Annotated in this window: 24 protein-coding genes; 12 read left to right on the top strand and 12 right to left on the bottom strand. The window is 57.3% G+C overall.

The features are described from left to right. Positions 1-59 precede the first annotated feature (59 nt). The 4 genes from recJ to GOW98_RS08230 form a co-directional block, all read right to left on the bottom strand. Positions 60-1,802 (bottom strand): single-stranded-DNA-specific exonuclease RecJ, encoded by a 1,743-nt coding sequence (gene recJ, locus GOW98_RS08215; RefSeq protein WP_170330851.1) that lies wholly within the window; start codon positions 1,800-1,802, stop codon positions 60-62. Between the two features lie 91 nt (positions 1,803-1,893). Next, a complete protein-coding gene (gene glpX, locus GOW98_RS08220; protein WP_170330853.1) occupies positions 1,894-2,877 on the bottom strand; it encodes a class II fructose-bisphosphatase in 984 nt (327 codons plus the stop codon). 69 nt (positions 2,878-2,946) lie between these two features. Next, positions 2,947-4,233, bottom strand: coding sequence for a homoserine dehydrogenase (locus tag GOW98_RS08225; RefSeq protein WP_170330855.1), 1,287 nt, complete (start codon positions 4,231-4,233; stop codon positions 2,947-2,949). Positions 4,234-4,361: 128 nt separating this feature from the next. Further along, positions 4,362-4,610 carry a hypothetical protein gene (locus tag GOW98_RS08230; protein ID WP_170330857.1) on the bottom strand — a complete coding sequence of 83 codons (249 nt, stop codon included), beginning with the start codon at positions 4,608-4,610 and terminating at the stop codon, positions 4,362-4,364. Between the two features lie 99 nt (positions 4,611-4,709). Here GOW98_RS08230 and GOW98_RS08235 point away from each other — a divergent pair, with 99 nt between their 5' ends. Next, positions 4,710-5,297, top strand: a complete 588-nt coding sequence (locus GOW98_RS08235) for a TetR/AcrR family transcriptional regulator (RefSeq protein WP_170330859.1) — start codon at positions 4,710-4,712, stop codon at positions 5,295-5,297. Between the two features lie 5 nt (positions 5,298-5,302). On the opposite strand, the gene GOW98_RS08240 is transcribed toward GOW98_RS08235, so the two are convergent. Continuing rightward, positions 5,303-6,214 carry a pirin family protein gene (locus tag GOW98_RS08240; RefSeq protein WP_170330861.1) on the bottom strand — a complete coding sequence of 304 codons (912 nt, stop codon included), beginning with the start codon at positions 6,212-6,214 and terminating at the stop codon, positions 5,303-5,305. A 157-nt stretch (positions 6,215-6,371) separates the two neighbouring features. Between GOW98_RS08240 and GOW98_RS08245 the strand changes: the two genes are divergently transcribed. Further along, a complete protein-coding gene (locus GOW98_RS08245; protein WP_170330864.1) occupies positions 6,372-6,833 on the top strand; it encodes a hypothetical protein in 462 nt (153 codons plus the stop codon). On the opposite strand, the gene GOW98_RS08250 is transcribed toward GOW98_RS08245, so the two are convergent. From GOW98_RS08250 to GOW98_RS08260, 3 genes are all read right to left on the bottom strand, one after another. Further along, positions 6,814-7,365, bottom strand: coding sequence for a pilus assembly protein (locus tag GOW98_RS08250; protein WP_217359468.1), 552 nt, complete (start codon positions 7,363-7,365; stop codon positions 6,814-6,816). The genes GOW98_RS08245 and GOW98_RS08250 overlap by 20 nt on opposite strands. A gap of 67 nt (positions 7,366-7,432) precedes the next feature. Then, positions 7,433-7,948, bottom strand: a complete 516-nt coding sequence (locus GOW98_RS08255; RefSeq protein WP_254437953.1) for a TadE/TadG family type IV pilus assembly protein — start codon at positions 7,946-7,948, stop codon at positions 7,433-7,435. An 11-nt stretch (positions 7,949-7,959) separates the two neighbouring features. Continuing rightward, positions 7,960-9,675, bottom strand: coding sequence for a TadE/TadG family type IV pilus assembly protein (locus tag GOW98_RS08260; RefSeq protein ID WP_170330870.1), 1,716 nt, complete (start codon positions 9,673-9,675; stop codon positions 7,960-7,962). Between the two features lie 327 nt (positions 9,676-10,002). On the opposite strand from GOW98_RS08260, the gene GOW98_RS08265 reads away from it, so the two are divergent. The 4 genes from GOW98_RS08265 (at position 10,003) to rpoD (ending at position 15,992) form a co-directional block, all read left to right on the top strand. After that, positions 10,003-11,433 carry a Glu/Leu/Phe/Val family dehydrogenase gene (locus tag GOW98_RS08265; protein WP_170330872.1) on the top strand — a complete coding sequence of 477 codons (1,431 nt, stop codon included), beginning with the start codon at positions 10,003-10,005 and terminating at the stop codon, positions 11,431-11,433. Between the two features lie 132 nt (positions 11,434-11,565). Continuing rightward, positions 11,566-11,862 (top strand): hypothetical protein, encoded by a 297-nt coding sequence (locus GOW98_RS08270; RefSeq protein ID WP_170330874.1) that lies wholly within the window; start codon positions 11,566-11,568, stop codon positions 11,860-11,862. A gap of 80 nt (positions 11,863-11,942) precedes the next feature. Continuing rightward, positions 11,943-13,889, top strand: coding sequence for a DNA primase (gene dnaG, locus GOW98_RS08275; protein WP_170330876.1), 1,947 nt, complete (start codon positions 11,943-11,945; stop codon positions 13,887-13,889). A gap of 114 nt (positions 13,890-14,003) precedes the next feature. Continuing rightward, positions 14,004-15,992 (top strand): RNA polymerase sigma factor RpoD, encoded by a 1,989-nt coding sequence (rpoD, locus tag GOW98_RS08280; protein WP_170330878.1) that lies wholly within the window; start codon positions 14,004-14,006, stop codon positions 15,990-15,992. Positions 15,993-16,177: 185 nt separating this feature from the next. Here rpoD and GOW98_RS08285 read toward each other — a convergent pair whose 3' ends face one another. Next, positions 16,178-17,197 carry a helix-turn-helix domain-containing protein gene (locus tag GOW98_RS08285; RefSeq protein WP_170330880.1) on the bottom strand — a complete coding sequence of 340 codons (1,020 nt, stop codon included), beginning with the start codon at positions 17,195-17,197 and terminating at the stop codon, positions 16,178-16,180. Positions 17,198-17,512: 315 nt separating this feature from the next. Here GOW98_RS08285 and GOW98_RS08290 point away from each other — a divergent pair, with 315 nt between their 5' ends. The 6 genes from GOW98_RS08290 to ribD all read left to right on the top strand — a co-directional run bounded on the left by GOW98_RS08290 (position 17,513) and on the right by ribD (position 21,096). Continuing rightward, positions 17,513-17,950 carry a thiol-disulfide oxidoreductase DCC family protein gene (locus tag GOW98_RS08290; protein ID WP_170330882.1) on the top strand — a complete coding sequence of 146 codons (438 nt, stop codon included), beginning with the start codon at positions 17,513-17,515 and terminating at the stop codon, positions 17,948-17,950. Further along, positions 17,951-18,499 (top strand): DUF4166 domain-containing protein, encoded by a 549-nt coding sequence (locus GOW98_RS08295; RefSeq protein WP_367646824.1) that lies wholly within the window; start codon positions 17,951-17,953, stop codon positions 18,497-18,499. Between the two features lie 78 nt (positions 18,500-18,577). Further along, positions 18,578-18,976, top strand: a complete 399-nt coding sequence (locus GOW98_RS08300) for a hypothetical protein (protein WP_170330884.1) — start codon at positions 18,578-18,580, stop codon at positions 18,974-18,976. Positions 18,977-18,994: 18 nt separating this feature from the next. Further along, positions 18,995-19,408: a secondary thiamine-phosphate synthase enzyme YjbQ gene (locus GOW98_RS08305; RefSeq protein WP_170330886.1), complete on the top strand. Its 414-nt coding sequence runs from the start codon at positions 18,995-18,997 to the stop codon at positions 19,406-19,408. A 120-nt stretch (positions 19,409-19,528) separates the two neighbouring features. Then, complete coding sequence (gene nrdR / locus GOW98_RS08310) at positions 19,529-19,999, top strand: transcriptional regulator NrdR (RefSeq protein WP_170324479.1); 471 nt, start codon at positions 19,529-19,531, stop codon at positions 19,997-19,999. Then, positions 19,996-21,096: a bifunctional diaminohydroxyphosphoribosylaminopyrimidine deaminase/5-amino-6-(5-phosphoribosylamino)uracil reductase RibD gene (gene ribD / locus GOW98_RS08315; RefSeq protein ID WP_170330888.1), complete on the top strand. Its 1,101-nt coding sequence runs from the start codon at positions 19,996-19,998 to the stop codon at positions 21,094-21,096. Before nrdR ends, ribD begins: the two co-directional genes overlap by 4 nt. Here the strand turns inward: ribD and GOW98_RS08320 are convergent. The 3 genes from GOW98_RS08320 to GOW98_RS08330 all read right to left on the bottom strand — a co-directional run bounded on the left by GOW98_RS08320 (position 21,093) and on the right by GOW98_RS08330 (position 25,613). After that, complete coding sequence (locus tag GOW98_RS08320) at positions 21,093-23,093, bottom strand: capsular polysaccharide biosynthesis protein (protein ID WP_170330890.1); 2,001 nt, start codon at positions 23,091-23,093, stop codon at positions 21,093-21,095. The two genes, ribD and GOW98_RS08320, sit on opposite strands and share 4 nt — an antisense overlap. Beyond that, positions 23,093-24,190: a polysaccharide biosynthesis/export family protein gene (locus tag GOW98_RS08325; protein ID WP_170330892.1), complete on the bottom strand. Its 1,098-nt coding sequence runs from the start codon at positions 24,188-24,190 to the stop codon at positions 23,093-23,095. The genes GOW98_RS08320 and GOW98_RS08325 overlap by 1 nt, the downstream gene beginning before the upstream one ends. Before the next feature lie 124 nt (positions 24,191-24,314). Next, positions 24,315-25,613: a capsule biosynthesis protein gene (locus GOW98_RS08330; RefSeq protein WP_170330894.1), complete on the bottom strand. Its 1,299-nt coding sequence runs from the start codon at positions 25,611-25,613 to the stop codon at positions 24,315-24,317. Between the last annotated feature and the right edge of the window lie 41 nt (positions 25,614-25,654).

Raw genomic sequence — 25,654 nt, forward strand, 5'->3', positions numbered from 1 at the left:
CCCCCGCAAGCCGAAAAACGCAGGGATGTGAAAGTTTTTTCACGGGCTTGAAATTGGGTTCAATTTGCTTGTGCCGCGTCCTCGAGCCTGAGTTGCACGCTTTGCCGCCCGCCCCATGTGTTTACCTCAAGCCGTCCTGCGAAATGAAACCGTGCACCACCGTGATTGGACAGCTTTTCACCCATTGGTCCGTCAAAAGCGCCAAAGGCAATCGCGTCCAAGCCGCCGCCGACACCGTCTGCCAAGGACAGTTTTAGATGAGATTCGCCGACACGCTTCGCGAAACGGACTTGTAGGTCGGGCAGCGCGTATCGCGGGGCAGGGGCGCTGGCCCCGAACGGGCCTGCCTTTTCGATTTGTTCGATCAGATCAATCGTCGCCGCGCCCGGCATCAAAGTGCCATCCAATTTCAGGTCGGCCGGTCCACCTTCACCGGCACCCTGTTTGGCCAGCAATTCGGACAGCCGCACCATCGCTGGTTCCAACTGATCCCGCATCACTGTCAGACCTGCAGCCATTTTGTGCCCGCCGCCTTTAACCAGCAACCCCTCGGACGCCAGGCGCTGGATCGAAGCGCCCAGATCAACACCAGAGACCGAACGGCCCGAGCCTTTGCCCTCATCCCCGTCAAAGCCGATGACAATCGCGGGGCGGTTTGCGTTTTCCTTCAACCGCGATGCCACGATGCCAACGACCCCGGGATGCCATCCTTCGCCCGCAGCCCAGACCAAAGGCGCGTCCAGTCCGCGTTTCTCGGCCTGTTCCAATGCCGCCGCGCGAACTGCGTTTTCGATATCGCGACGCTCGGTGTTCAGTTCATCCAACCGCTGCGACAGTGCTTCGGCTTCGTGCATCGACTCCGTGCTGAGCAGCCGCGCACCCAGATCGGCCTGCCCAATGCGCCCGCCCGCATTCACGCGCGGACCAAGCAGAAAGCCAAGGTGATAGCTGTTGGGCGCCGAGTCCATGCGAGCCACGTCAGACAGGGCCACCAGACCCGGCCTTTGCCGTTGCGCCATGACCTTCAACCCCTGACGCACCAGCGCCCGGTTTGCGCCAATCAGCGGGGCCACATCCGCCACTGTCGCCAGCGCCACAAGGTCCAGCAAGCTGATCAGGTTCGGGCCCTTCACGCCTGCCTCGCGTAGCTGCCGTCCGGACTCGACCAGCATCAGAAACACAACGCCAGCCGCGCAGAGATAGCCCAGATCGCCGCTTTCGTCCTGCCGGTTCGGGTTCACCACGGCCACGCAATCGGGCAGGGTCTCTCCGCCCAGGTGGTGGTCCAGCACGATCACATCGGCACCTTTGGCAGCGGCGATAGGTTCATGGCTGAGCGTCCCACAATCGACACAGATGATCAGGTCGTGGTTCGTAGCCAGTTCCTGCATGGCCGGGACATTGGGACCATAGCCCTCATCAATCCGGTCGGGCACATAGAGCGTCGCCTGAAGGCCCATCTGACGCAGCCAGACCAGCAGCAAGGCGGCTGAGCTGCCTCCGTCGACGTCATAATCGGCAAAGACCGCGATCCGTTGCTTATTCCGAACTGCTGCCAGAAACCGCGTTGCAGCAGTTTCCATGTCTTTCATCGATCGCGGGTCAGGCAGCAGTTCCTTCAGCTTGGGCTCCAGAAACCCCTCAGCCTCTATCGCAGGAACGCCGCGCCGCGCCAGCACCTGGCACACGGCGCGGGGCAGACCAGCTTGTTGCACCAGCATCTCGGTTGCACGCTCGGTCTCAGCCGTGGGACCGACCCAACGCCGCCCGGACAATGATTGTTCAACCCCTAGAAAGCTCATGACCTGTCCCTGATGTGCCAAGGCCGGACCCTAGCGGACCCGGCCTCATTGTCTGTATGGATAGCCTCGTGCGCCGCTCGGGCGCAAGCGGTTAGGTGTTGTCGTGCGACCACATCGGCGTGCGGTAGGTCATACGCCGCACCGACCCGGTTTTCGACCGCATCAGCAGGGTGGTGGTTTCCACCCAACCCGGTTCACGCTTGATGCGCGGCAGCAGCGAGCCACCGGTCACGCCGGTTGCGGCAAAGATCACGTCTGCTGTCACCATCTCGTCGCGGGCATAGACGCGGTCCAGATCGGTGATGCCCGCCTTGGCGGCACGGCCACGTTCGTCATCGTTGCGGAACAGCAGGCGGCCAAAGATCTGACCGCCCATACATTTCAGAGCCGCTGCCGCCAGAACGCCCTCGGGCGCGCCACCCTGGCCCATATACATGTCGATGCCGGTCTCTTCGCTTTCTGCGCAATGCATCACACCGGCCACGTCGCCATCGGTGATCAGGCGGATCGACGCACCGGTTTCGCGCACCTCGGCGATCATCGCCTCATGACGCGGGCGCTCCAGAATGCAGACAGTGATGTCGGCGGGTTCACAGCCCTTGGCCTTGGCCAGAGCTTCGACACGTTCGCGCGGGCTCATTTCCAGATTGACGACGCCCTCAGGAAAGCCCGGACCAACGGCCAGCTTGTCCATGTAGACATCGGGTGCGTGCAGCATCGAGCCGCGCGGCCCCATGGCGATTACGGTCAGTGCGTTAGGCATGTCCTTGGCGGTCAGCGTGGTGCCTTCCAGCGGGTCCAGCGCGATGTCTACGCCGGGGCCTACACCAGTGCCAACCTCTTCGCCGATATACAGCATCGGCGCTTCGTCACGCTCGCCTTCACCGATAACGACGACGCCCTCGATATCCAGCAGGTTCAGCTGTTCGCGCATCGCGTTCACGGCTGCCTGATCGGCGGCTTTTTCGTCACCGCGACCGACCAGAGAGGCCGACGCCAGCGCAGCCTGTTCTGCCACCCGCGCAAGGCCCAGAGACAGCAGTCGGTCGTTGAAATCTACTTTGGCAGCACTCATGTTCGGTATCCTCAGGTCAGTAAAGGCGTTTTATTCGGGATAGCCTGCGTTTCATGCAGGCCGCAAGGGTCAAACCTCTTCAATCCGCAATGCAACGGGTTCTCCGGCCACCACATCGGTTTCGCGCAGCCCGTCGAGTGCCACGTCCAGCGTGGCGCGTGTGGTCTTGTGGGTGACGATCAGAACCGGTGCGGTGCTTTCGGAATGGCCGTACTGGCGCATCCGGTCGATCGAAACACCCGCATCGCCCAGAATGGCGGCCACTTTGGCCAACGCACCGGGTTTGTCGTACAGGGCAAGACGCAGATAATAGGGGGCAGGCAGGCCGGTCACGGCAGGCTGCGCATCCTGTAGCGAGGTCGCAGGGCGGCCAAAGGTTGGGATTTGCAGCCCGCGCGCCAGATCGCAGACGTCACCCATCACGGCGCTGGCCGTGGGGCCCTCGCCGGCGCCGGGGCCACACAGAACAACCTGCTCGACCGCGTCGCCTTCGATCACCACCATATTGGTGCCGCCTTCCAGTTGCCCCAAGGGCGAACTTCTGGGAACCAAGCACGGCTGCATTCGCTGTTCCAGACCACGGGCCGAGCGTTGCGCAACGCCAAGCAACTTGATGCGATAGCCCATGTCGTCGGCCTGATGGATATCTTCCAGACTGATCTGCTGAATGCCTTCGATCTGGATGCCGTCGAAATTCGGCTTGGTCCCGAACGCGATCGAGGACAGCAACGCCAGCTTATGCGCCGCATCAATCCCGCCTACGTCGAGGTTCGGGTCAGCCTCAAGATACCCAAGCTGCGCGCATTCCTCGAACAGGGCGTTGTAACCCTGCTCCTGCGATTGCATCCGGGTCAGGATATAGTTGCAGGTGCCGTTCATCACGCCCATGACGCGGGTGATCTCGTTTCCGGCCAGCCCTTCGGTCAGGGACTTGATGACCGGGATGCCGCCAGCAACGGCGGCTTCGAACCTGATCACGCGACCGGCGGCCTCGGCCTTTTCGGCCAGTTCCTGACCGTGGATCGCCAGCAATGCCTTGTTTGCGGTGACGACGTCCTTGCCGGTCGCCAGCGCCGCCTCGACCGAGGCTTTGGCAGGGCCGTTCTCGCCTCCGATCAGTTCAACGAAAACGTCGATATCATCGCGTTTGGCCAGCGCCACCGGGTCGGTTTCCCAGGCATAGTCGGAAAGGCTTACACCACGATCTTTGCTGGCATCGCGCGCCGATACGGCTACGATTTTCACAGGCCGTCCTGTACGTGCCTGCAACAGGTCCGCGTGGCGGCGGACGATCTTAACGACACCCACGCCAACTGTTCCCAAGCCCGCAATTCCCAGCCGCAGCGCCTGTGTCATCCCGTGGGTTCCTTTCCGCTCGAAGACTTCGTGATGTCGGGCCTGTTGCCCGTTCAGCGCTGCCTTAGCGGGTTCGGCGCTAGGGTGCAATGCGTGGTGGCACGCGAAGGGCGTTGAAACGCAAAGGCTCAGTTGATTTCCGCAGCCTGAAGTTCTTCTGCCTTTTTCTGCAGCGCTTCACGACGGGCAATAAGGTCTTCCTCGACCTCGGCAGCCTCATTCAACGGATCAACCGGCGGGCCAAGGTTTTCCTGAATAGGAACAAGCTTGGGATAGCGGGCCGATTTCACGTTTGGCTGTTCACGCCCCTCCAGTTCTGGAAAGTCGGCGCATCCGGCACAGGCGAGCACCAGGATCAGCATAGACAGGGGCTTCATTCAAATCCCTTTCAAGGTCGATTGCAAATGTGATGCACCTTTTGCGACTTTGGTTCAAGCAGGGTTCTATCTGAACGGACGTTCAGATACGGTGAGCGAATGGCTCGTACACAAGGTTCACATTCCGATATCACCGGTCCGCGTATCCGCAAAGCGGCGTTGGGATTGTTCGCCCGTCACGGTTACGCAGCGGTCTCTATGCGCCAAATCGCGTCTGAGGTTGGGGTGCAGGCCGGGGCGCTGTATAATTACACACCCGACAAGCAGAGCCTTCTGTACCGCCTGATGCATGAACACATGCAAGAGCTGTTGGCGGCCTATGACTCGCTAAAGCAGCCTGCGGATGCATCTGAGGCCTTACGCCAGTTTGTCGGGTTTCACATCCGCTTTCACCTTGAACGTCCGGATGAGGTGTTCATTGCCTATATGGAACTACGCAACCTGACGCCTGAGAACTTTGCTGAGATCGAAGCGTTGCGCCGAAAATATGAAGACGCACTCGAGATGATCTTGTGCGCAGGGCAGGAAGCAGGTCTGTTCAACGTCGCGGACACCAAGATTGCGACTTTGGCGGTGATTGCCATGTTGAACGGTGTGATGACTTGGTATCGGGCCGGCGGACGCCTGTCGCTGGACGAAGTTGAACAGGTTTATTGGAACATGGTCCGCCGGTCAGTTTCGACCTGATGGCGTTAGTGCGCGGGCCGAATGAACGTACCGTTGCGTAGTTCGCGAAAGGCTTGCTCCAGTTCGGTCCGCGTGTTCATCACGATCGGGCCGTGCCAGGCGACCGGCTCGTCAATCGGCGCGCCTGAGATCAGCAGAAATCGCACACCTTCAGGTCCAGCCTGAACCGTGATTTCATCCCCGGTGCCAAACCGGACCAGCGTCCGGTTGCCCGACATGTCGCGGATATTAACCTCTTGTCCGGCGACTTCTTTTTCCAGAAGTATACCAGTGGGCTGTGAGGCATCGGCAAAAGCAGCCTGCCCGTCGAACACGTAAGCAAAGGCACGGCGATAGGTGTCGATCCGAAAGGTCTTTTTGACACCTGCCGGGATATTGATGTCCAGATATTGCGGGTCAGCGGCAATCCCGTCGACCGGACCGGTCTTCCCCCAGAACTCACCTACGATCACGCGCACCGTGGTGCCATCGTCATCGGTGATTTCCGGGATGTCCTTACTTTGCACATCCTGATAGCGCGGCGCGGTCATTTTTTGCGCCGACGGCAGGTTACCCCACAGCTGGAACCCATGCATTTGTCCTGACACGTTTCCTTTCGGCATCTCCTGATGAAGAATCCCGGAACCGGCGGTCATCCACTGCACGTCTCCGGCCCCGAGTGTGCCGCTATTCCCCAGAGAATCCGAATGTTCGACTGAACCGGCCAGAACATATGTGATCGTTTCGATCCCGCGATGCGGGTGCCAGGGAAACCCGGCCTTAAAGTCCTGCGGGCGCTCGTTGCGAAAGTCATCGAACAGCAGAAATGGGTCGAGTTCAGACGGGTCCTGAAATCCGAACGCGCGGTGCAGTTTTACACCTGCGCCCTCGATTGCGGCGACGGCTTTCCGGGTTTGCAGAACGGGACGTAGGGACATTGCGGCCTCCTTCAGTTGTGCGGAAGCATGTATTCATGGCGCTGATTACGTCAATCGACAGAAAAGAACCGAGGCTGTGCAAAAATCAGCAGTAACTGCCCCTCTGTTTTTTCCGATAATAAGTCGCTAAACCCTGATGAAAACGACAGGGGTTCACATGCAACAAGACGTATTGGCGACCATTAAGCCATCACCTGCAAGACGCTTGCTTGGCGTCGGGATGCTAAGCGTGGTGGGCGTGTTGGTTTTGTATGTAGCCCTTGCGCAGCCCCCCGAACCCGTTTGGCTGGTCTTTTTGCTTGTGGTTGGCGGCGCGGCGTTTTGGCTGGCGTACCGTATGTGGAATGCGACGAATGACTGGATCGAGTTGACACAATCCGAGCTGAGAACCGGGGCAGGGCGCCTTATTGTAAAAGTGGCCGATATCGAATCCGTCGATCGAGGGGTTTTTGCATTCAAACCATCGAACGGGTTTCTTTTGAAAACGCGTACCAGCGGGGAAAACAGCTGGGCGCCGGGGCTATGGTGGCGTCTAGGTCGCCGGGTGGGGGTCGGCGGCATGACTGCCGCCGCCGAAACCAAATATATGACTGACGTGCTTAGCTCGTTGTTGCCGTAGCGACTGGTTCCACCTGACAGGCGTTGTCCGTAACAAAGCCAGCGACTTCATTGGTGAAGCGCGGGCGGGTAAAAACAAAGTTGTCGAAGGTATAGCCCTCGTTGATCCACTGGTACCCAAAGGCCGGCACAAACTTGTTGGTTGTCTCGACAATGATCAGCGAATCCTGATCCGGCATAGGCGGCAAGTTATTACGTATGGTGCCGATGTTGTCGTCCGTCCATGCGAATGCGTATCCATCTCCGCAAGTTGTCGACCACCGCACATAGTGACGGTCATCCTCTTTATCAAATACAACAAAGCTGACGCGCAGACTCATGGGTGATTCCGCTTCCACCATTCGGTACATAAGCAAATGCATCGATTGGACATAAGTGTCTGTGACGGTAGTAGTTTCACGAGAGATCAAATCACCTACGGTGTAGGCGGCTTTAAGGTTGATAGAGCTTTGGCGGAACCCTTCAAAAAAAGTGAATGATCCCGAAATTGTCCAAATCAAAACCGGAAAAATAAGAACGGAATCGACGGTCATGCTTCCGGATTCATTCTTTTTAACTGACTTTATGACATGTCGGATTTTCGAAAGAAGTTTCATTCTCTTACGGCTCCTGAACAAACGCTGAGAGTGCTGTCAGACGAATCTGCCCACCGTCATTTGCCAAGGTGCGTCCCATCGTGGAAGTCGGAAAAAGGGGATCGATTTTGGCGCAAGCTCGCAGAATCATCAATTGGTTTTCCGTACCGTTACTGAAGTCGCGAACTGGTTTGGCTTCTTCTGACAAGTCGGTGCAGTCTGGTTCCTCGGGGAGGTGGATACCGGCAAACGCATCCTGAACAATCATCTCAAGGCGCAAGCTTTCGCCGCACGACCTAATGATGCCAGCCCTGTCACAGATCCTGTCTTTTATGTCATCGTGTTGCAGGACAGTTCCGGTTCCAAGGCGGATATCGCGCACAGTCCGATCGACAGCATTTTCCAACATCGCCTGCTGCATAGTGACCAAAGAGTATTCAACGGCACTGAGAATAAAGAACATGTAGAAAGGGAAAATCACGACGAATTCAACCGTTGGAGAGCCTTGTTCGCAGCGTTTGAACCTCTGCAGATATGCCATTGCTTTCCTGATCATTGGGTCAGCCTCAGTTTGCGGATCGACGATGCAATGGACGCAAACGCGTCCTCAAGATTCAAACCGTGTACATCGTAAACGTGGCTGTCCGAGCTGGCACAGCCTTTGATTGTTTTGTAGCCGGATCTCGGTGCTTCGAAAGCAATGCCGTAGACGATGATGCCCTGATCTTTTGCGGCGCCGCAGACATGCTTGGTGCGCTGGTTCTTTGCAGACGTCTCAACCTTGGAATAGGCTTTGCTGGTCCACTCGGCCGGCGCGCTGGGTTGCCAGCCGAAGACGACATCGGCAATGTACTGAAGAGAGGCGCGGTTCAGCAACTCGGTATTCTTCAGGCGAACAGACGTGCCGGGCTCATCGTTCCACTCGTTTTCAGGTTCCGGGTTTCCATATGGGTGGTCCGCCCATTCTCCGCGTTGAGACCACGCGAAGTGCTTGGGAGTACCATTCGAGTGGTAGGTGGAATAGTCACCATACGTGGTTTCGGTCGTATTTCGCAGTTCCCAATACCCATTGACCAATTCATAGAAGTACTCTGTCCACGAGTAAGAAGCTCCGGACTCCGGGTTGTGCCAAACGTCTGACCAACCATCGCGAATAGATGGGTTTAGCATGTATTGATCTGTATTCTGACCATCTGTCATGACGATCGCGATCTTCAGAATGTCAGAGCCATAGTCGCTGGGGCGGTCAGCAAAGTGATCGGGTACAATATAGTCATCAGTCGCCATATCCCCGACAATGCCACGCATACTTGGATCCAACAGAGCGGTACCCCACTTCATCCCAATGTCAATTGAGGTGTTGCCACTCGCGGTGAGAGCTTTGATTTGAGCCTTGAGAAAATCAAGGTCGTCTGTGACCGGAGTAATCGCGCTGCCTGCCCGGACAGGGCAGACTGGGGTGTCGATCGTGCCTTCAGAGTACGAGAACGGATCAAAATGCCCAGTACGCTCCAGCGTGTCACCCCTGTGAATATCGGCATCGCTGAATTGTTCTGCAATGAAGTTGACGCAATGCGAATAGTTATGCTCGGCGGTCACATTCGTGAAGTTCTTCAGAAGCCCCTCACCAGCATTGACCTGCGTCGCGTAGGGTATGATCGAGATCGAGATATTTTGTTTGTCTTCGTCTGACGAACTCAGCATCAGCGTCACAAACTTTGTCGCTGCGTCCTGCAGAAGCTCCAATTTCGTTTTTCCACCAGTGGGTGAGTGTGACTGCATTGAGCCAGACATGTCGAGGATCAGCGAAATTTCAACGGCGCCGATGGACTCCTCTGCCGTGCTTAACGCTTTGGCCGTAAACGAGTCCACGCCAGCCAGGTTCATGTAGCTGGTAGCCACCTCGGTTTCAGCCGTTGCCGTTACTTTTCGATAGCCAAAGCTCTCGGTGACTTCTACTGGTTTTGTTAGCTTGTCGCTTAGATCAGCTAAATCAAGATAAGAGTTTACGACTTCGTCAGGCGTTTTCGTTTGGTCAAGGTCCGCCGCAGCCAGCACTGCACGATCCAGTGTGGACTGCAGGTTAGCTCTGTCGCGCTCGTAGTTCATGATGTCGACGCCAAAACCAGTCAGGGCGAAGATAGTTATGAACCCAAGGAGGACGAAGATCGTGAACGCCCCGCCGTCTTCGTTCCTGACGAAGCGCTGGATCGGTGATACAGTTCGATTAACTATCGTAGTGCCACTTTTAAAAACGTTCTTTGTCATATTGCAGTCCTCGCTGAGCAGACATCCAAAGCTGCCAAGGAATTATTAACTTTCGAAAATTAACGGTGAAACGTGGCGGGATTTAGGCGAAAAAGCCACGGACTTGGCCGGATTAAAGGGAAAGCCGGGATAATTTTGGGGCGTGATACGGTTCTGTTTTCGAATGGGCGACAATTCCGGCGGGGTGGGGTCGAATGGGCGACTCAGCGGGTTGTGTATACTCCTGCTCGGTTTTTCTGGTTTTATTTTCGCTTAAATATTGATCGTTTGCGCATTGGGTGCGACAAATCGTCAGAACGCAAGTCGTTCGCTGGCACGGAGGATTAGATGACGGCCATTAAAGAACCCAGCTTTCGCGAGAGTGTGGACCTTATGTTCAACAGGGCGGCGTCCCTGATGGACCTTCCTCCGGGATTGGAGGAGAAAATACGGGTTTGCAACGCCACCTACACGGTTCGCTTCGGCGTGCGACTGCGGGGCGAAATTCATACTTTTACCGGTTATCGTTCAGTTCACTCTGAACATATGGAGCCTGTGAAAGGCGGTATTCGTTACGCATTGGCGGTGAACCAGGACGAAGTCGAGGCGCTTGCGGCGCTAATGACCTATAAATGCGCGCTGGTTGAAACCCCCTTTGGCGGCTCGAAAGGGGGGCTGTGCATCGATCCCCGCCAATATGAAGAGCATGAGTTGGAGCAGATCACCCGGCGTTTCGCCTATGAACTTGCCAAGCGCGATCTGATCAATCCGTCTCAGAACGTTCCAGCGCCCGATATGGGCACGGGTGAACGTGAAATGGCCTGGATGGCTGACCAATACGCCCGTATGAACACCACCGACATCAATGCGCGTGCCAGTGTAACCGGCAAGCCGCTGAACGCTGGCGGAATCTCGGGGCGGGTCGAAGCAACCGGGCGGGGCATTCAGTATGCATTGCGTGAGTTCTTCCGCCATCCCGAGGATGTGCAGAAGGCGGGCCTGTCTGGCAAACTTGATGGCAAACGCATCATCGTTCAGGGTTTGGGCAACGTTGGGTATCACGCGGCCAAGTTCCTGAGCGAAGAGGACGGCTCGCGGATTGTCGGTATCATTGAATGGGATGGCGCGCTGTATAACCCCGACGGGATTGACGTCGAATCTGTACGTCAGTGGATCGTGAAACATGGTGGGGTCAGCAATTACCCGGACGCAACGCATTCGGCTGAGGGCGGCGAAGTTCTAGAGGCTGAATGCGATATCCTGATCCCGGCGGCGCTGGAGGGGGTGATCAACCTGTCCAACGCCGAGCGGATCAAGGCGCCTCTGATCATTGAGGCGGCGAATGGTCCTGTCACAGCCGGGGCGGATGAGATTCTGCGCAAGAAAGGTACAGTGATCATCCCGGACATGTACGCGAATGCGGGTGGTGTGACGGTGTCGTATTTCGAGTGGGTCAAGAACCTAAGCCATATCCGCTTTGGTCGGATGCAGCGCCGTCAGGAAGAGGCGCGGCACGAGTTGATCGTCAGTGAGTTGGAGCGGTTGGACCGCTATCTGGGCGATGCGTGGTCGATGACCCCGGATTTCAAGACCAAGTACCTCAAGGGCGCGGATGAACTTGAACTGGTGCGGTCAGGCCTCGATGACACGATGCGCATTGCCTATCAGTCCATGCGTGAGGTCTGGCACAGTCGCGACGATGTCGAAGACTTGCGCACGGCGGCTTATATCGTGGCCATTGACCGCGTTTCGAAAAGCTATCGCGCCAAAGGGCTTTGAGTTCCGGCCGGGGCGGGCGGGATCAATCGGTCGCCCCGGCGCAACACGATGGCGAGAGGTGTAAATCGACAATGGCGGGCAGGCCCTGCGGAGGGTAAACTGCCGCGACAGAAACGATTCCGGGAGACCCCCATGTTGCGTACCGCCTTTGCGGCCCTGTTGTTGGCCACACCTCTGGCTGCTCAAGAAACCAAAGAACAAAGCTGCCAGTATCAGGCGGATGTCGTTGCGGCGATTCAGAAAGCGCGTCTGGATAAGGTGAAGGAGCGTGACGTACCGCAGGCGGTGGCTGACACCAGCCCGACATGGCCCGAAAACTACAACAATGCTATTCCGCTGATCACGCCTTGGGTTTACGAGCAAAAGATGCGCGATGTGCGCAAAAAGAACCTTGGCGCGGCGTGGTTGGAACTGTGTTTGCAGCAATAATCCACAGGCCTTACATTTCCCTGTGGACAACCGCGCGCCATGCCCTTGGCGCGCGTTTTCATTTCTGTCAGGTTTGACCCATGTCACTGCCCCCCGGTTTCCTTGATGAACTGCGCACCCGTCTGAGCCTGTCTCAGGTTGTTGGGCGCAAAGTCATGTGGGATCAGCGCAAGTCCAATCAGGGCAAGGGCGACATGTGGGCGCCGTGCCCATTCCACCACGAAAAGACGGCGTCGTTCCATGTCGATGACCAAAAGGGCTTCTATTACTGCTTTGGCTGCCACGCCAAAGGCGACGCAATCAACTTCGTAAAAGAGACCGAGAATGTCTCGTTCATCGAAGCGGTCGAGATTCTGGCGCGTGAGGCCGGGATGCCGATGCCGGCACGTGATCCCAAAGCGCAGGAGAAACAGGACCGCCGCTCGCAACTGGCCGAAGTCATGGAGCAGGCGGTGCAGTTCTTCCGCCTGCAGCTCAAGACCGGAGCAGGGGCGGCAGCGCGTGAATACCTGACCCGCCGAGGTTTGGACGCGCAAGCGTTGGAGCGGTGGGAGATCGGCTTTGCCCCCGACGGCTGGCAGGCGTTGTGGGATCATCTGCGCGGCAAGAACGTGGCCGAGGACCTTATCCTCGGGGCCGGTCTGGCCAAGCCGTCAAACAAAGGTAAAATGCCCTATGACACGTTCCGCAACCGGATCACGTTCCCGATCCGCGACCCGCGCGGGCGGTGCATTGCCTTTGGCGGTCGGGCGATGGACCCGAATGACAATGCCAAATACCTGAACTCACCCGAGACCGAGCTGTTCGACAAAGGCCGCAGTCTCTACAACCACGGTCTCGCGCGGCAGGCGGCGGGGAAGGGGCAGCCTCTGATTGTGGCCGAAGGGTATATGGATGTGATCGCTCTGGCTGAGGCTGGGTTTGGCGCGTCGGTTGCGCCTTTGGGGACAGCGATCACCGAGCATCAGTTACAACTGCTTTGGCGTATTTCGAACGAGCCGATCATTGCGCTGGATGGCGACACGGCAGGTCTGCGCGCGGCGATGCGGGCCGTCGATTTGGCGCTGCCTTTGTTGGAGGCTGGAAAATCCCTGCGTTTTGCGCTGATGCCCGAAGGCAAAGACCCCGATGACCTGCTGCGCGCCGAAGGGGCAGGGGCAGTGCAGGCCGTGTTGGATGGTGCCATCCCCATGGTCAAACTGCTGTGGCAGCGCGAAACCGAAGGCAAAGTGTTCGACAGCCCCGAACGCAGGGCTGCGCTGGATAAGGTGCTTTGGGACAAAATCAAAGTCATCCAAGACAAGTCCATACAGTCCCACTATCAACAGGCTATAAAAGACCTGCGTCGGCAACTGTTCCGCCCGCAGCGGCAGCCGCAGAGCCGTCCCTGGCAACCGAAGGGCAAATGGCAACCCAAACCCGCCGCAACACCGGGCGCGCGGGCTTCTTTTCTGGCCTCATCTGAAGGAGCGGAAATCCAAATGCGCGAATCCGCCATTCTGGCCATTGCCGCGCTGAACCCGCAGGTTGTCGTGCAATTCGAGCACCAGTTAGAAGAGATGGAGTGCCGCGATCCCGACCACGCGGCCCTGCGTCACGCCATTCTGCGTCATGCAATTGATGACCCGGATCACCTGCAGGACCACATTGCTGAAACTTTGGGGCCTGAAGCCCTTGAAAACCTGCTAGCCCTTCGCCATGTCGCAGTAATCCCCTGTGTGTATAAACCGGGCGACGTTGAAAAAGCCGAGATGACACTGGCCGAAGAACTCGCAAAGATCAAAGCTCTCAGGGGGTTGGATGCTGAGATTGCCGAAGCAGAAGAGGAACTGTCCGATCTGGCCGATGAGGCGTTGACATATCGGCTGGCTCAGGCCGCCGAAGAGCGTAACCGCACAAGCCGCAGCCAGAATGAGGACAGGGCCGTTTTCGACATCGCCGACAACGGCGCGCGAATCAACCGCGACGAGAAAGACGCGTTCAAGGCAATCATGTCCGGGATCAATTTTGAACGGAAACGCCGCTAAACTGATGTTTTCGTAAGGCACTGGAAAAGAAAAACAGGTAAACGGGTGGCCGAATCACTTCTACGCGCTAATGATTCGGTACAAACGAATCACCCATCCCTGCAGGAGCATTGAATGGCCGCCAAAGACACGAGCGAAGATCGCAAATCCGACGAGCAGGAACAGGAAATCTCGCTGGACATGAGCCAGGCCCAGGTCAAGAAGATGATCGCCGAGGCCCGCGAGAAAGGCTACATCACCTACGACCAGCTCAATCAGGTGTTGCCGCCGGATCAGGTCAGCTCGGAACAGATCGAAGACGTAATGTCGATGCTGTCCGAGATGGGGATCAACATCATCGAAGATGAAGAGGCCGAAGAGGAAGAGAACAAAGGCTCGACCGAACTGGCCACCACCGAAAGCAACCGGGAGGTTGCGCTGGCCGGGGCCGCCACTGAAAAGCTGGATCGCACCGACGACCCCGTTCGCATGTATCTGCGTGAGATGGGTTCGGTCGAATTGCTCAGCCGCGAGGGCGAAATCGCCATCGCCAAGCGGATCGAAGCCGGGCGTAACACCATGATTGCCGGGCTTTGCGAAAGCCCGCTGACGTTCCAGGCGATCACGATCTGGCACGACGAATTGTTGTCCGAAGACATTCTGTTGCGCGACGTCATCGATCTGGAGGCCACGTTCGGCAACCAGATGGACGAAGACGGTGATGTTGAAGAACCGGTCGTTGACACTTCGGCGGTGCAGGCGGCCAAGCCTGCCAAAGACACCGGGCCGGAACTCGACGCTGATGGCAACCCGATTGCCAATGACGACGATGATGATGACGACGATCAGGCCAACATGTCGCTGGCAGCGATGGAAGCGGCGCTGAAGGATCAGGTTCTGACCACGCTGGAGCGGATTTCGACCGACTTCTCGATGTTGTCGGAAATGCAGGACAGTAGGATCTCGGCGACCCTGAACGAGGATGGTTCGTTCAGTGAGAAGGATGAAGAGACCTATCAGAAGCTGCGCGCTGAGATCGTTGAACTGGTGAACGGTCTTCACCTGCACAACAACCGGATCGAAGCCCTGATTGACCAGCTTTATGGCATCAACCGCCGTATCATGTCGCTGGACAGCTCGATGGTGAAACTGGCCGATCAGGCCCGCATCAACCGTCGTGAGTTCATTGACGCCTACCGTGGCCGCGAACTGGACCCGAACTGGTTGACCGAGATGGCCGAAAAGCCGGGCCGGGGTTGGCAGATGTTCATCGAACGCTCGACTGCCAAGGTTGAAGAGCTGCGTAACGACATGGCTCAAGTCGGTCAGTATGTCGGTCTGGATATCAGCGAATTCCGCCGCATCGTGCAGCAGGTTCAGAAGGGCGAGAAAGAGGCGCGGCAGGCCAAGAAGGAAATGGTCGAAGCCAACCTGCGTTTGGTGATCTCAATCGCCAAAAAGTACACGAACCGTGGCCTGCAATTCCTTGATCTCATTCAGGAAGGTAACATTGGCCTGATGAAGGCGGTGGACAAGTTCGAATACCGCCGTGGCTACAAATTCTCGACCTATGCGACGTGGTGGATTCGTCAGGCGATCACACGCTCGATCGCAGATCAGGCGCGTACCATTCGTATTCCGGTCCACATGATCGAAACGATCAACAAACTGGTTCGGACCGGCCGTCAGATGCTGCACGAAATTGGCCGCGAACCGACGCCGGAAGAACTGGCCGAAAAGCTGCAGATGCCACTTGAGAAGGTTCGTAAGGTGATGAAAATCGCCAAGGAGCCGATCAGCCTTGAGACGCCGATTGGTGACGAGGAAGACAGCCAACTGGGCGATTTCATTGAGGACAAGAATGCTGTGCTGCCTTTGGACAGCGCCATTCAGGAGAACCTCAAGGAAACCACGACCCGGGTTCTGGCCTCGCTCACCCCGCGTGAGGAACGGGTTCTGCGGATGCGCTTTGGTATTGGCATGAACACCGACCATACGCTGGAAGAGGTTGGCCAGCAGTTCAGCGTGACCCGCGAACGTATCCGCCAGATCGAAGCGAAGGCGCTGCGTAAGCTGAAGCACCCGAGCCGGTCTCGAAAACTGCGGTCCTTCTTGGATCAGTGAATTGAAAGGCGCCTCAATTGAGGCGCCTTTTTCTTTCAGACGGAACCGTTCACATTGACTGGTTCAAAGATCAATTTGGCGGCAACTCACAAGTTCTGTTCAGGCAGCGCCTTTATATCTCCGGTGTCCACTCATGGGACAGGCCGGGGCGAGGCTGTGCCGCTGATGACCCCCGGCCACCCGCTTTACGGGTTTTGGGGGAAATCCAGGCGGCTGCGGAATGTGCTGGGTGCTTGACCGGTCCAGCGTTTGAAAGCTGTAGAAAACGCAGGCTGATCGGAATAGCCCAAGGAAAAAGCAATCTCGGACAGAGGCATCCCATTGGTAATGAAAGTCTGCGCCAGATCGCATCGCAGGTCATCGACGATATCGCGATAGCTGACCCCTTCGTCTTTGAGGCGGCGTGCAAACGTGCGTGAACTCATCCCCAGATTGGCGGCGGCTTCATCGGCATTGATAACCGCGCCCGGCATCGACCGGGTGATCAGCCCTTCGACTTGCGCGCGCAGTTTTTGCTCGGGCGAGCGTCGCTCGGCCAGAACGCGTTCTCCGTATTCCAGAAGATGCGCCCGCAGATTCGAGTCATAGGTCGGAACCGGTAAATCAAGCGCGGACGGTGCCAGAACAATCTCAAGCCGTTCTGCGCCAAACACAACGGGGAATCCTGCAAGCTTTTCAAACTTTAACCGGCATTCACCGACTTCGTGTTGAAATCTGAGTTCGATGGGAAAGAAATTAGCTTGCGTCAACGTGCGCATTCGAGACAAGCCTGCGAACATCAGGAACTCGGTCCGCCGATGATACCGTGCAAAACTTGCGTCTTTCCAATCGGCCTCGATGGTGGCGAAATTACCTGCAAGGCGCAGACTGAACATGATGGCTGGATCAATAATTTTGTGAAAACGAGATGTATTCTCCATGACCTGCCGCAGGTCCCGGGAATACTTACTGATATAGGCGGTCAGACTCGAAGTGGACTTAAACTGCAACCCAGCCTGCGCTGCAAATGTTACATCCCCAAGCGCATCGCAAGCGTAGCGTACGAACATAGCCTCTTGATGGGCTGTATAGACAGTTGCCGGAGGAGCGATAGTTTCGCGGGACAGGTCGCATTTTTCAAGGACGCGATCAGTCAGATCGGTGTCCTTCGTTCTTTGATCAAGTGCTGAAGCCAACAATTGAATGCGGGCGATATCTACTTCCATCGGATTGACCACCGTTTACTCAAGGAGACTTTAAGTCGAGCGCGGGATACGTTTGTCTTGATCTTAGCAAGTCTATTGTCCGGAATTCGAATAGTTTTGGCGGATGAAAACAAGACCAGAGGCTGAAAATTTTGTATTTTCCACCCGTTGTCGGGTCGATGCCTTGTTGGGGAGTGGGCAGAGCCCTGGAAACTCACCAGTTCCGGTGGCTCCCCGGCACAACTACTCTTTTGCATCGCGGGCAAGTCCTCTTGTCGCATTGTTCGGTCTGGGCCGGAATGAAAGGGTTGGACCGAGCGTTTTCGGGCCAAAGATATGCCAAACCCTGTTTCTGCCAGTTTAAAGAATATTCAGGATGCCATTGTATTTGATGGGGAATGTGTCCTGTGTTCGGGGTTTTTCCGCTTCATGTTGGCGCGAGATAAAACGCATCGCTTTAAGTTCGTAACGGCGCAGTCGCCTTTAGGGCAACGGCTATATCGTGAACTCGGTCTTCCAACGCGGGATTTTGAAACCAATCTTGTTATCGTCAATGGCAAAGTTCATCGGCGTTTGGATGCATTCGCCGCCGCAATGAAAAGCTTGCCGGGAGCATGGCCAGTTCTGTCTTTGTGTCGGTTCCTGCCAAGATGGCTCAAGGACCCGCTCTATCACTCAATTGCGCGAAACAGGTACAAAGTCTGTGGGCGCACGCAGACCTGCTTGATCCCGGACGCTGCATTGCAGTCCCGGTTTCTGCCTGAGGGGTTTTGAGTGCATCCCGACCCTTTTTTGCAATCCCTGCATTCTCAGTCCGTTCTGCCGCCTGCGGTAAGGCAGTTGCATGAGGCCCCGGGGCTGTACGCCGGGCGGTGCAGTGTTGCCGGGGGCAAGGGCAGGTTAATTGCATTGGTATTGCGCCTTGGGCGCTTCCCGCCAGACGCCGCCGACATCCCGGTGCAGGTCACGATAGATCGTGCAGGGCATGAATGGCGATGGGTTCGCGACTTTGACGGCCACACCATGCGATCACGGCTAACTTTTGATCACGGAGCCGAATGCGTTCGTGAACAATTGGGCTTTTTGTCCATTTGGTTGGTGCCTGAAGTCTCTGACGGGCGCCTGTTGATACATATACGGCGTCTCAGTGTTCTGGGAATCCGCTGCCCGGCATTCCTTCTGCCGCGGTCTTCAACTGTAGAGTGGCAGGACGAAATCGGGCATTTTGGGTTTGATGTGTCGGCTGAAATGCCGATGCTGGGCTGTCTAATCAGGTATCGCGGTTGGCTGGCACCTACTCACAACCAGCAAGGTCCGGGCTGAATTCATCGTGAAGCATCTTTGTCTGAATTTAAAGTAAACTAGGTCAATGCTTACCTCGAAACAGGAAAGAGTTTGATTATGAAAAAGGTTATGTATGCAGTTTTGGCGGCGATGATGCTGAGCACTCCGGCTTCGGCTACGTTCGCCCGGTTTGGGTTTCAGACCGTCGCGCTGAGCAATACGGAGTTTGAAGTGATCCCAAGGGGGCGCACCGATGTAGACGGGTACTGGTGCGCGGCCTCAGACTTTGCGCGCAGGACATTGGGAGCAAGCTGGCAGCAGCGAATTTACGTCAAGCGTGGCTACGGCCCCAGCGAGGCGACAGGCAGGAGAACAGCTGTGCAATTCTCGCTCACGCCGCCAGAGGGGGTTCCGCAACAAAGCGGTGGTGTCATTACGACTGGGTTTCAACCTGGGTTCAATATGTCCGTTTCGGCCGCCAATGGCCGCTGCAACGTGCGCCCCTTCATACGGTGATAAAAGGGTGTCCGCCTGATGCAGACCGAGTTAGTGATTTCAACCCACGGCCCGGGCCTTTACGAATTTACCTCGGACGTGCGTAACTGGCTCAATTCGGTCGAGGGCGATGGGTTGCTGACCTTGTTCGTGCGGCACACGTCTTGTTCATTGGTTATTCAAGAGAATGCAGACCCGGAAGTGCAGACAGACTTGCGCGCCTTTTTTGACCGGCTGGTACCGCCGTCGGATCACCCTGCGATGGCCTATCTGCAACACACTTATGAAGGCCCTGACGACATGCCTGCTCATATAAAGGCGGCGCTTTTACCTGTGTCGCTGTCAATCCCCGTTGCGTCCGGGCATGCCGTTCTGGGCACGTGGCAGGGTATTTATCTATTCGAGCATCGCTCTGCGCCGCATGTCCGAAAGGTGGCGGCGCACTTTGCTTGACCCCTTTATATAGCGGTGAAAAATTCCGACTACCCAAATCCTAGCGGCTACCCTATAGTTGTGGATAAGTGAGCGGCATAGCTTACAAAAAAGGCCGAACAAGGGACGAGGAGACGGCGGATGCGCTGCCCGTTTTGCGGAAATATCGACACTCAGGTCAAAGATTCACGCCCGGCAGAGGATCACGTCGCGATCCGCCGACGCCGGTTTTGTCCCGCATGTGGGGGGCGGTTCACCACTTATGAGCGTGTACAGTTGCGCGATCTGGTGGTGATCAAAACCAACGGAAAACGCGAGGATTTCGATCGGGACAAGCTGGAACGCTCGATCCGGATTTCTATGCAGAAACGACCGATTGAACCGGATCGGATCGACCAGATGATTTCCGGCATTGTCCGCCGCCTGGAAAGCATGGGTGAGACCGATATCCCCTCTAGCAAAATCGGCGAGATCGTCATGGAAGCTCTGGCGCGGATTGACACCGTGGCCTATGTTCGTTTTGCAAGCGTGTACAAGAATTTCCAGGCGGCCGATGACTTCGAGGAGTTTGTCCACGAACTGCGCCCGCCGCAGCCTTCGACGGACGAGTGAGCGAAACTGATAAGCGATTTATGGCGCTGGCCTTGTCTTTGGGCCAGCGCGGCCAAGGGACGTGTTGGCCTAACCCCGCAGTGGGCTGTGTCATTGTGCGCGACGGGCGAATTGTCGGACGGGGCTGGACCCAGCCCGGTGGTCGGCCGCATGCCGAACCACAAGCCTTGGCGCAGGCCGGAGAGGCCGCGCGTGGCGCAACGGCCTATGTTTCATTGGAACCCTGTTCTCACTACGGAAAAACGCCGCCCTGCGCTGAGGCTCTGATCAAAGCGGGCGTTTCCCGCGTTGTCTCGGCTATTGAGGACAGCGATCCGCGTGTGGCGGGGCAGGGCTTTGCCATGCTGCGAGAGGCCGGGATCGAGGTCACCACCGGCGTTCTGGCCGAGCAGGCAGCGCGGGACCACGCTGGGTTCTTTCTGAAAACGGAGCAGGGGCGACCGTTCGTTACACTCAAGCTGGCCAGCAGTTTTGACGGACGTATCGCGACATCCACCGGTCACAGCCAGTGGATTACCGGACCAAAAGCGCGTCGGGCGGTGCATGCCATGCGTGCGCGTCACGATGCAGTGATCGTAGGGGCAGGGACGGCCCGGGCTGACGATCCGTCTTTGACGGTCCGCGATCTGGGGATCAAGGCGCAACCGGTGCGAGTAGTTGTCTCGCGTCATCTGGACATCCCGCTTATGGGGCAACTGGCCCGCACGGCGTCGCAGATACCGGTTTGGCTGTGCCATGGCCCGTCTCCGGACCCCGAGCGCGCGCGCGCTTGGGAGGGCTTAGGCGCACGTTTGATCCCTTGTGCACTGCAAGAGCACCACATCGATGCCACGGATCTGCTGCAACAGTTGGGGCACGCAGGGCTAACACGCGTCTTCTGCGAAGGCGGGGCGGCGTTGGCTGCTTCGTTGCTTGCTGACGATCTTGTGGATGAGCTTGTAGGATTCAGCGCGGGGCTGACGATCGGGGCCGAAGGCTTGCCGGCCGTTGGGTCACTTGGGTTGGAGACTCTGAATGCGACACCTCGGTTTGAGTTGATCGAAACTCGCGCTATCGGGCCGGACGTGCTGCATCGTTGGGCGCGGTCGCTGCGTTAGCGGCGACGCCACAGATGTGCGTTTGTGGCAAAAGTACCCTGAAGCTTAGAAAGTAGCCGCAGCGCAGGACCCCCTTTGCGTTCGTACCCTTCAGTCAGGCGTTGAATTGCAACCTCGACAGGGCAGGGCTGTCCGGTGACCGGGTCCAGGTAGCGCGGGTAATCGATAAGCGCTGCGTGCACCAGTCCATGCAGGGACGGTCGAGCCCCCCGCCGTGCCGGGACTGTTCCCAGATCCTGCGTCAGGCCCCATCCGGCGTAGAAAGGTGCGCCGAGGGTGGTGACACGGACACCACGCAAGAGCGCTTCAAACCCGAGCAGTGAGGTCATTGTCCAAACCTCGTGCACTTGCGCCAGCAAGGCGGCGGGGTCGGTGTTGCTGGCAATGATGTCGGCAAGGCCTTCGTCTTCAATCTCACCTTCGCGCAGTCCGGCCTCGACATCTGGATGCGGCTTATAGATCAGGATTGCGTTCGGGTTCGCCTCGCGTGTTGCGCGCAGCAAATCGTTGTTGGTCCGCACGGTTGTTGTGCCCAACAGGATTGAAGCATCGTCATGAACCTGACCGGGCACCAGAATGCGATGCCCTTCGGGCAGGTCAGGGGGAGTACCTCCGGTGTTGTACTTGCTGAGTTGGTCGCTGACGATCTGGGCCAGCAGTCGCTCGGCCCGCAATTCCTGATCCGGACGCAGAGTTTCGCGCTTTGCGACCAGCTCCTCTAATCGACTTGGACGCGTTGGGTCGTAATAGATACCCAAATCATCTGTCGCCAGGGAAAGCGGAGGCACAAGGTTGGCGCCAAGTCCGCGTGACCGTAGAAACCCATCCTCGATCCTGACAGCGTTTTCGGCATCACGCGCGTGGTTGGCCCAGACCATATGGGGGCGATCCGACGAATCCGGGGGCCCAGAAGTAAACCTGATCTTCTTTTCACGCCCGAACATCTGTTGCAGATGTTTGCGCTTCCACAGGCGCATGCCTGACGCAGTCCATCCCTTGTGATCCTGCCGCCATGCGCGCGTTTGTGTCTCAAGCGTATCCAGAACGGTTTCCAGTTCGCATAGGCGGTCCCTGTAAGGATCGTACCAACTTGGGTAGAGGATCATCGCAGCGGCGAACAGTTGCGCTCGGGTCAGGTTGCGTTGTCGGCGCGGAAAGTGTTCTTCGTCTTGTGTCAGGCCCCATCCGGCATAGAACGGCTGGCCGAAGACTCGTGGTTTGTGCCCGGCCAAAATGGCTTCGAATCCAAATTGCGACGACAGGGTGTAGACACCCACCGCGCCGTCCAGCAGGGACCATGGGCTGATCGGGGTGCTGATAATTGAAACTCTGTCGGACAAGTCCTGATCAGAGAAATATCCGCCGCGATATCCCGCAGCGGTTTCCGGGTGCGTTTTGATCAGAATGCGAGCGCCGGGATTTTCTTCTTGTGCCATAACCAGCATTTCGCGAAAGCGGGCGTAATCTGCTTTGCTGGCGGTCACAGAGGCATCATTGTCAGCCTGATCGACCACCAGAACATAGCCGGGGTCGGGTGGCGGGAGGGTAGGATCGACGGCAGAGTATTTGCTTAGGTGCAACTCGCGCACGCGTTCGATGCCATATCTGGCCCGGTTCAACAGAGCGGTGTCGTCCAGCGGATGCGTGGCCAGCAACGTCTCAAGATCGGATGGCTGAGCCGGATCGAAGTGTACCCCGGACCGGTCGAGCAGAAGGCCCAACGGGGGCTCGCCAACCCTCCCTGGATGCAGCGAACGCAAAAAGGAATCCTCGACCCGCAGAACAGGCGCATTGTGTCGGGCGGCAATCGCCAGGCCGCGATGGGCCGTCGGGCTGTTGCCCCAAACGCCGACGACATCGCCCTCGCGGGGAAGGCCAATACGAATGTCATAACCAGAGAGGTTCAGCATACGCCGCACGCGGCGTTGGGTCAGGAAACCGCCGTTATAGACAAACAGCCGGGTACGCTGTGTCCCGGCTGTCTCGTCAGCGTGCATCAGCCACCCGTCAGTGTGGCAACGTTTGCAACCGGCGTCAGGCCACCGGCGATCAGTGAGATCGACTTACTCCACTGTGCATACGGAGCTTCGGTCACATAAATCGTATCATCATCCCGAATGACGAAATCGCGGGCAATGAACAACCCATTGGGCGCTGTAAGGTTCAACAGGTAGATCATGCGTTGATCCCCTTGCAAATCCTGACGCCCCATGACCGCTCGGGCGATGTCCTGCCGTTCCTTGCGAAGAACGAAGATACCGGTCGGGTCCGAGGATAGGGATTGCAGTCCGCCCACCTGTGCCAAAGCTTCCAGGGCGGTCAGGTCTTGTGTGTCAAACGCCACTCGAGACTGGCTAGTCGCACCCAGTGCGATGTAGGATCTGCTGTCGGCCTCGACCAGAATGCGATCCCCACCGCGCAATGCCACGTCCAGCTTGGGGTTGCGGAACAAGTCGTCGTACCAAATGGTTCCACGGTCATTTCCACGGATCAGCGTTACCAGTGCGATGTCTGAACCAACAGCGACACCACCAGCCTGAGACAGCATTCCAAGCAAAGTTCTGCTGGGTCGTTCAATGGGATAAACGCCCGGCGCGCCGATTTCTCCGGTAAGGGAAACGGTTGACCCGTTGCCTGCGGTGCGGCGGACTTCGACCTGCGGATCGGGCGTTTGATCCTGCAGTTTAGTGGTGATCAACTGGCGGAGTTGTTCGGGCGTGTTACCGGCGGCCCGAATACGACCCGCATAGGGCACGAAGATAAACCCGTCGCTATCCACCTGAACCTGCTCAAGGGCCGTAGCTCCGCCGAGTTCGCTGGACAACAATCCGTCATCGACGTTTTCCCAGATCGTCAAACCCAGGATATCGCCAGGGCGTACTGTATCTGCAGTCAGGTTTTGCGCGCTGCTAAAGGCGCGCGAAAACCCGTATTGCGGGATAGCCGACGTTGCCCGAGTGACCCGGTCGTCGACCTCAACCACAAAAGCATTTCCGCCATTGGCCGTCGAGCCCGACAAAATCTCGTTTTTGTTGGGGCCCGCCTTGGGAAGCTGACACGCGGCCAGCAGGCCGATTGCGGCCACAAGGGACATTCCCCGTATCCATCGGATTGGAAAGCGCTGCACTGCCGGTTATCCTCAGTCGCCTTTGTATGGTCTTTTGTTTGGCGCAGGCTACTCGGTTCACACGACAACTTCTAGCGCCAACCGGTCGATTTCATTCAACCAGCTTCAACTGTGGCGTCAGCGCCTCTTTGTCGCTCAGGACGGACTGATAAGGGTCAGTGGTATCCAGCATCATATCCGCCACGCTCCGCAGCAATTGCCGGCGACCACGGTGTGAATAGAATCCTCCCGGCAGTTGGCTGGTTTTCAGCAAAAAGCGGCGATAGCTTTGATAGGCGTCCCGATTTGGCGGCATCGGGGCGGCAAAGAATGCGGCCAGCGGCTGCCGCGACACGAATTCGGGTTTGTCATAGACTGACCTGCCGAAAATACGCAGTGGGATGCCACGCCAAAGAACCTGCTGCCCGGCGGTCGAGTTGATCGTGACGGCAGAGTTAGCCCCATCCAGCAGCTTGGCGAGTTTCCCACCGGGTACGTAGTGCACACGGTCTGAGACACCATGCGCCTTTGCCATCTGGCGCACGCGGCGATGCAGGGGCTCGCGATGGTTTTCAAGTGGGTGTTCCTTGACCACCAGCCGGTGATGCGCCGGGGCGCCTTTTGCGAAACCCAGAAACACGTCCTCAAGAAAATCGGACATGCAGGAATAGTCCGAATGTGCCTGAACCGAACTGTCATGCCCCAGCTGCAACAGGATCAGATGGTAGGGGTGACCATTTCCAAGCACTCGCGCCGTCGCCCAGCGGCGCTGTATCCGGTGAAACGGCATCAAGGCCAGACGTTTGAAATACAACTTGAATTCTTTTGAAACGGGCAGGTCCCGGTGTCGCCGAAAGTTTCGGTAGCTTTGGTTCAAGAACAGAACGAACCAATGATAAAGTGCACCGTAAAAGATGTGTTGCCGCATATCCCCCCAATGCGAAGGTGGCGGTGGCACCTGCAGAACAGATTGATCCAGTGCATGCTGCATTTGCTGAACGCCCAGAGACATCAGCCGCGAGTTTCCGTTCGAGCCGAACCGTTCATATGTCACCCACCATGGGCGCAAATAGCCTTCCTCGAAGACATGGGCGGTGACGCCTTTGGCCTTCGCGACCTTCACCGCTTTGGAATGAACCGGACGGGTGTCGCCATAAAGGACGATATCCGTGACGTTTCGTTCGTCGATCAATTCCAAAAGCCGATCCCGCCAGTTTTCGGGTGCGTCGCGGAAGGGGATGTATGAGGACTTGTCGAACCAGAACGCCTGATCGCCTGCGTTGAAACCGACGCGCCAGACCTCGGCCCCCGTGGAGCGCAACATCCGACCAAGCCCGCTGAAAAACGGTCCATGAGGCCCCTGCAGAAACAGGAAGACACGGCGTTTTGCGCCTTTTGCAGGGGATGACATCATTTCTGCTCTTGCCGTTTGTTGATGAAATTATGCCCGTT

Origin of the sequence: Ruegeria arenilitoris (assembly GCF_013032445.1) — a bacterium.
Classification (GTDB): Bacteria; Pseudomonadota; Alphaproteobacteria; order Rhodobacterales; family Rhodobacteraceae; genus Ruegeria; species Ruegeria arenilitoris_F.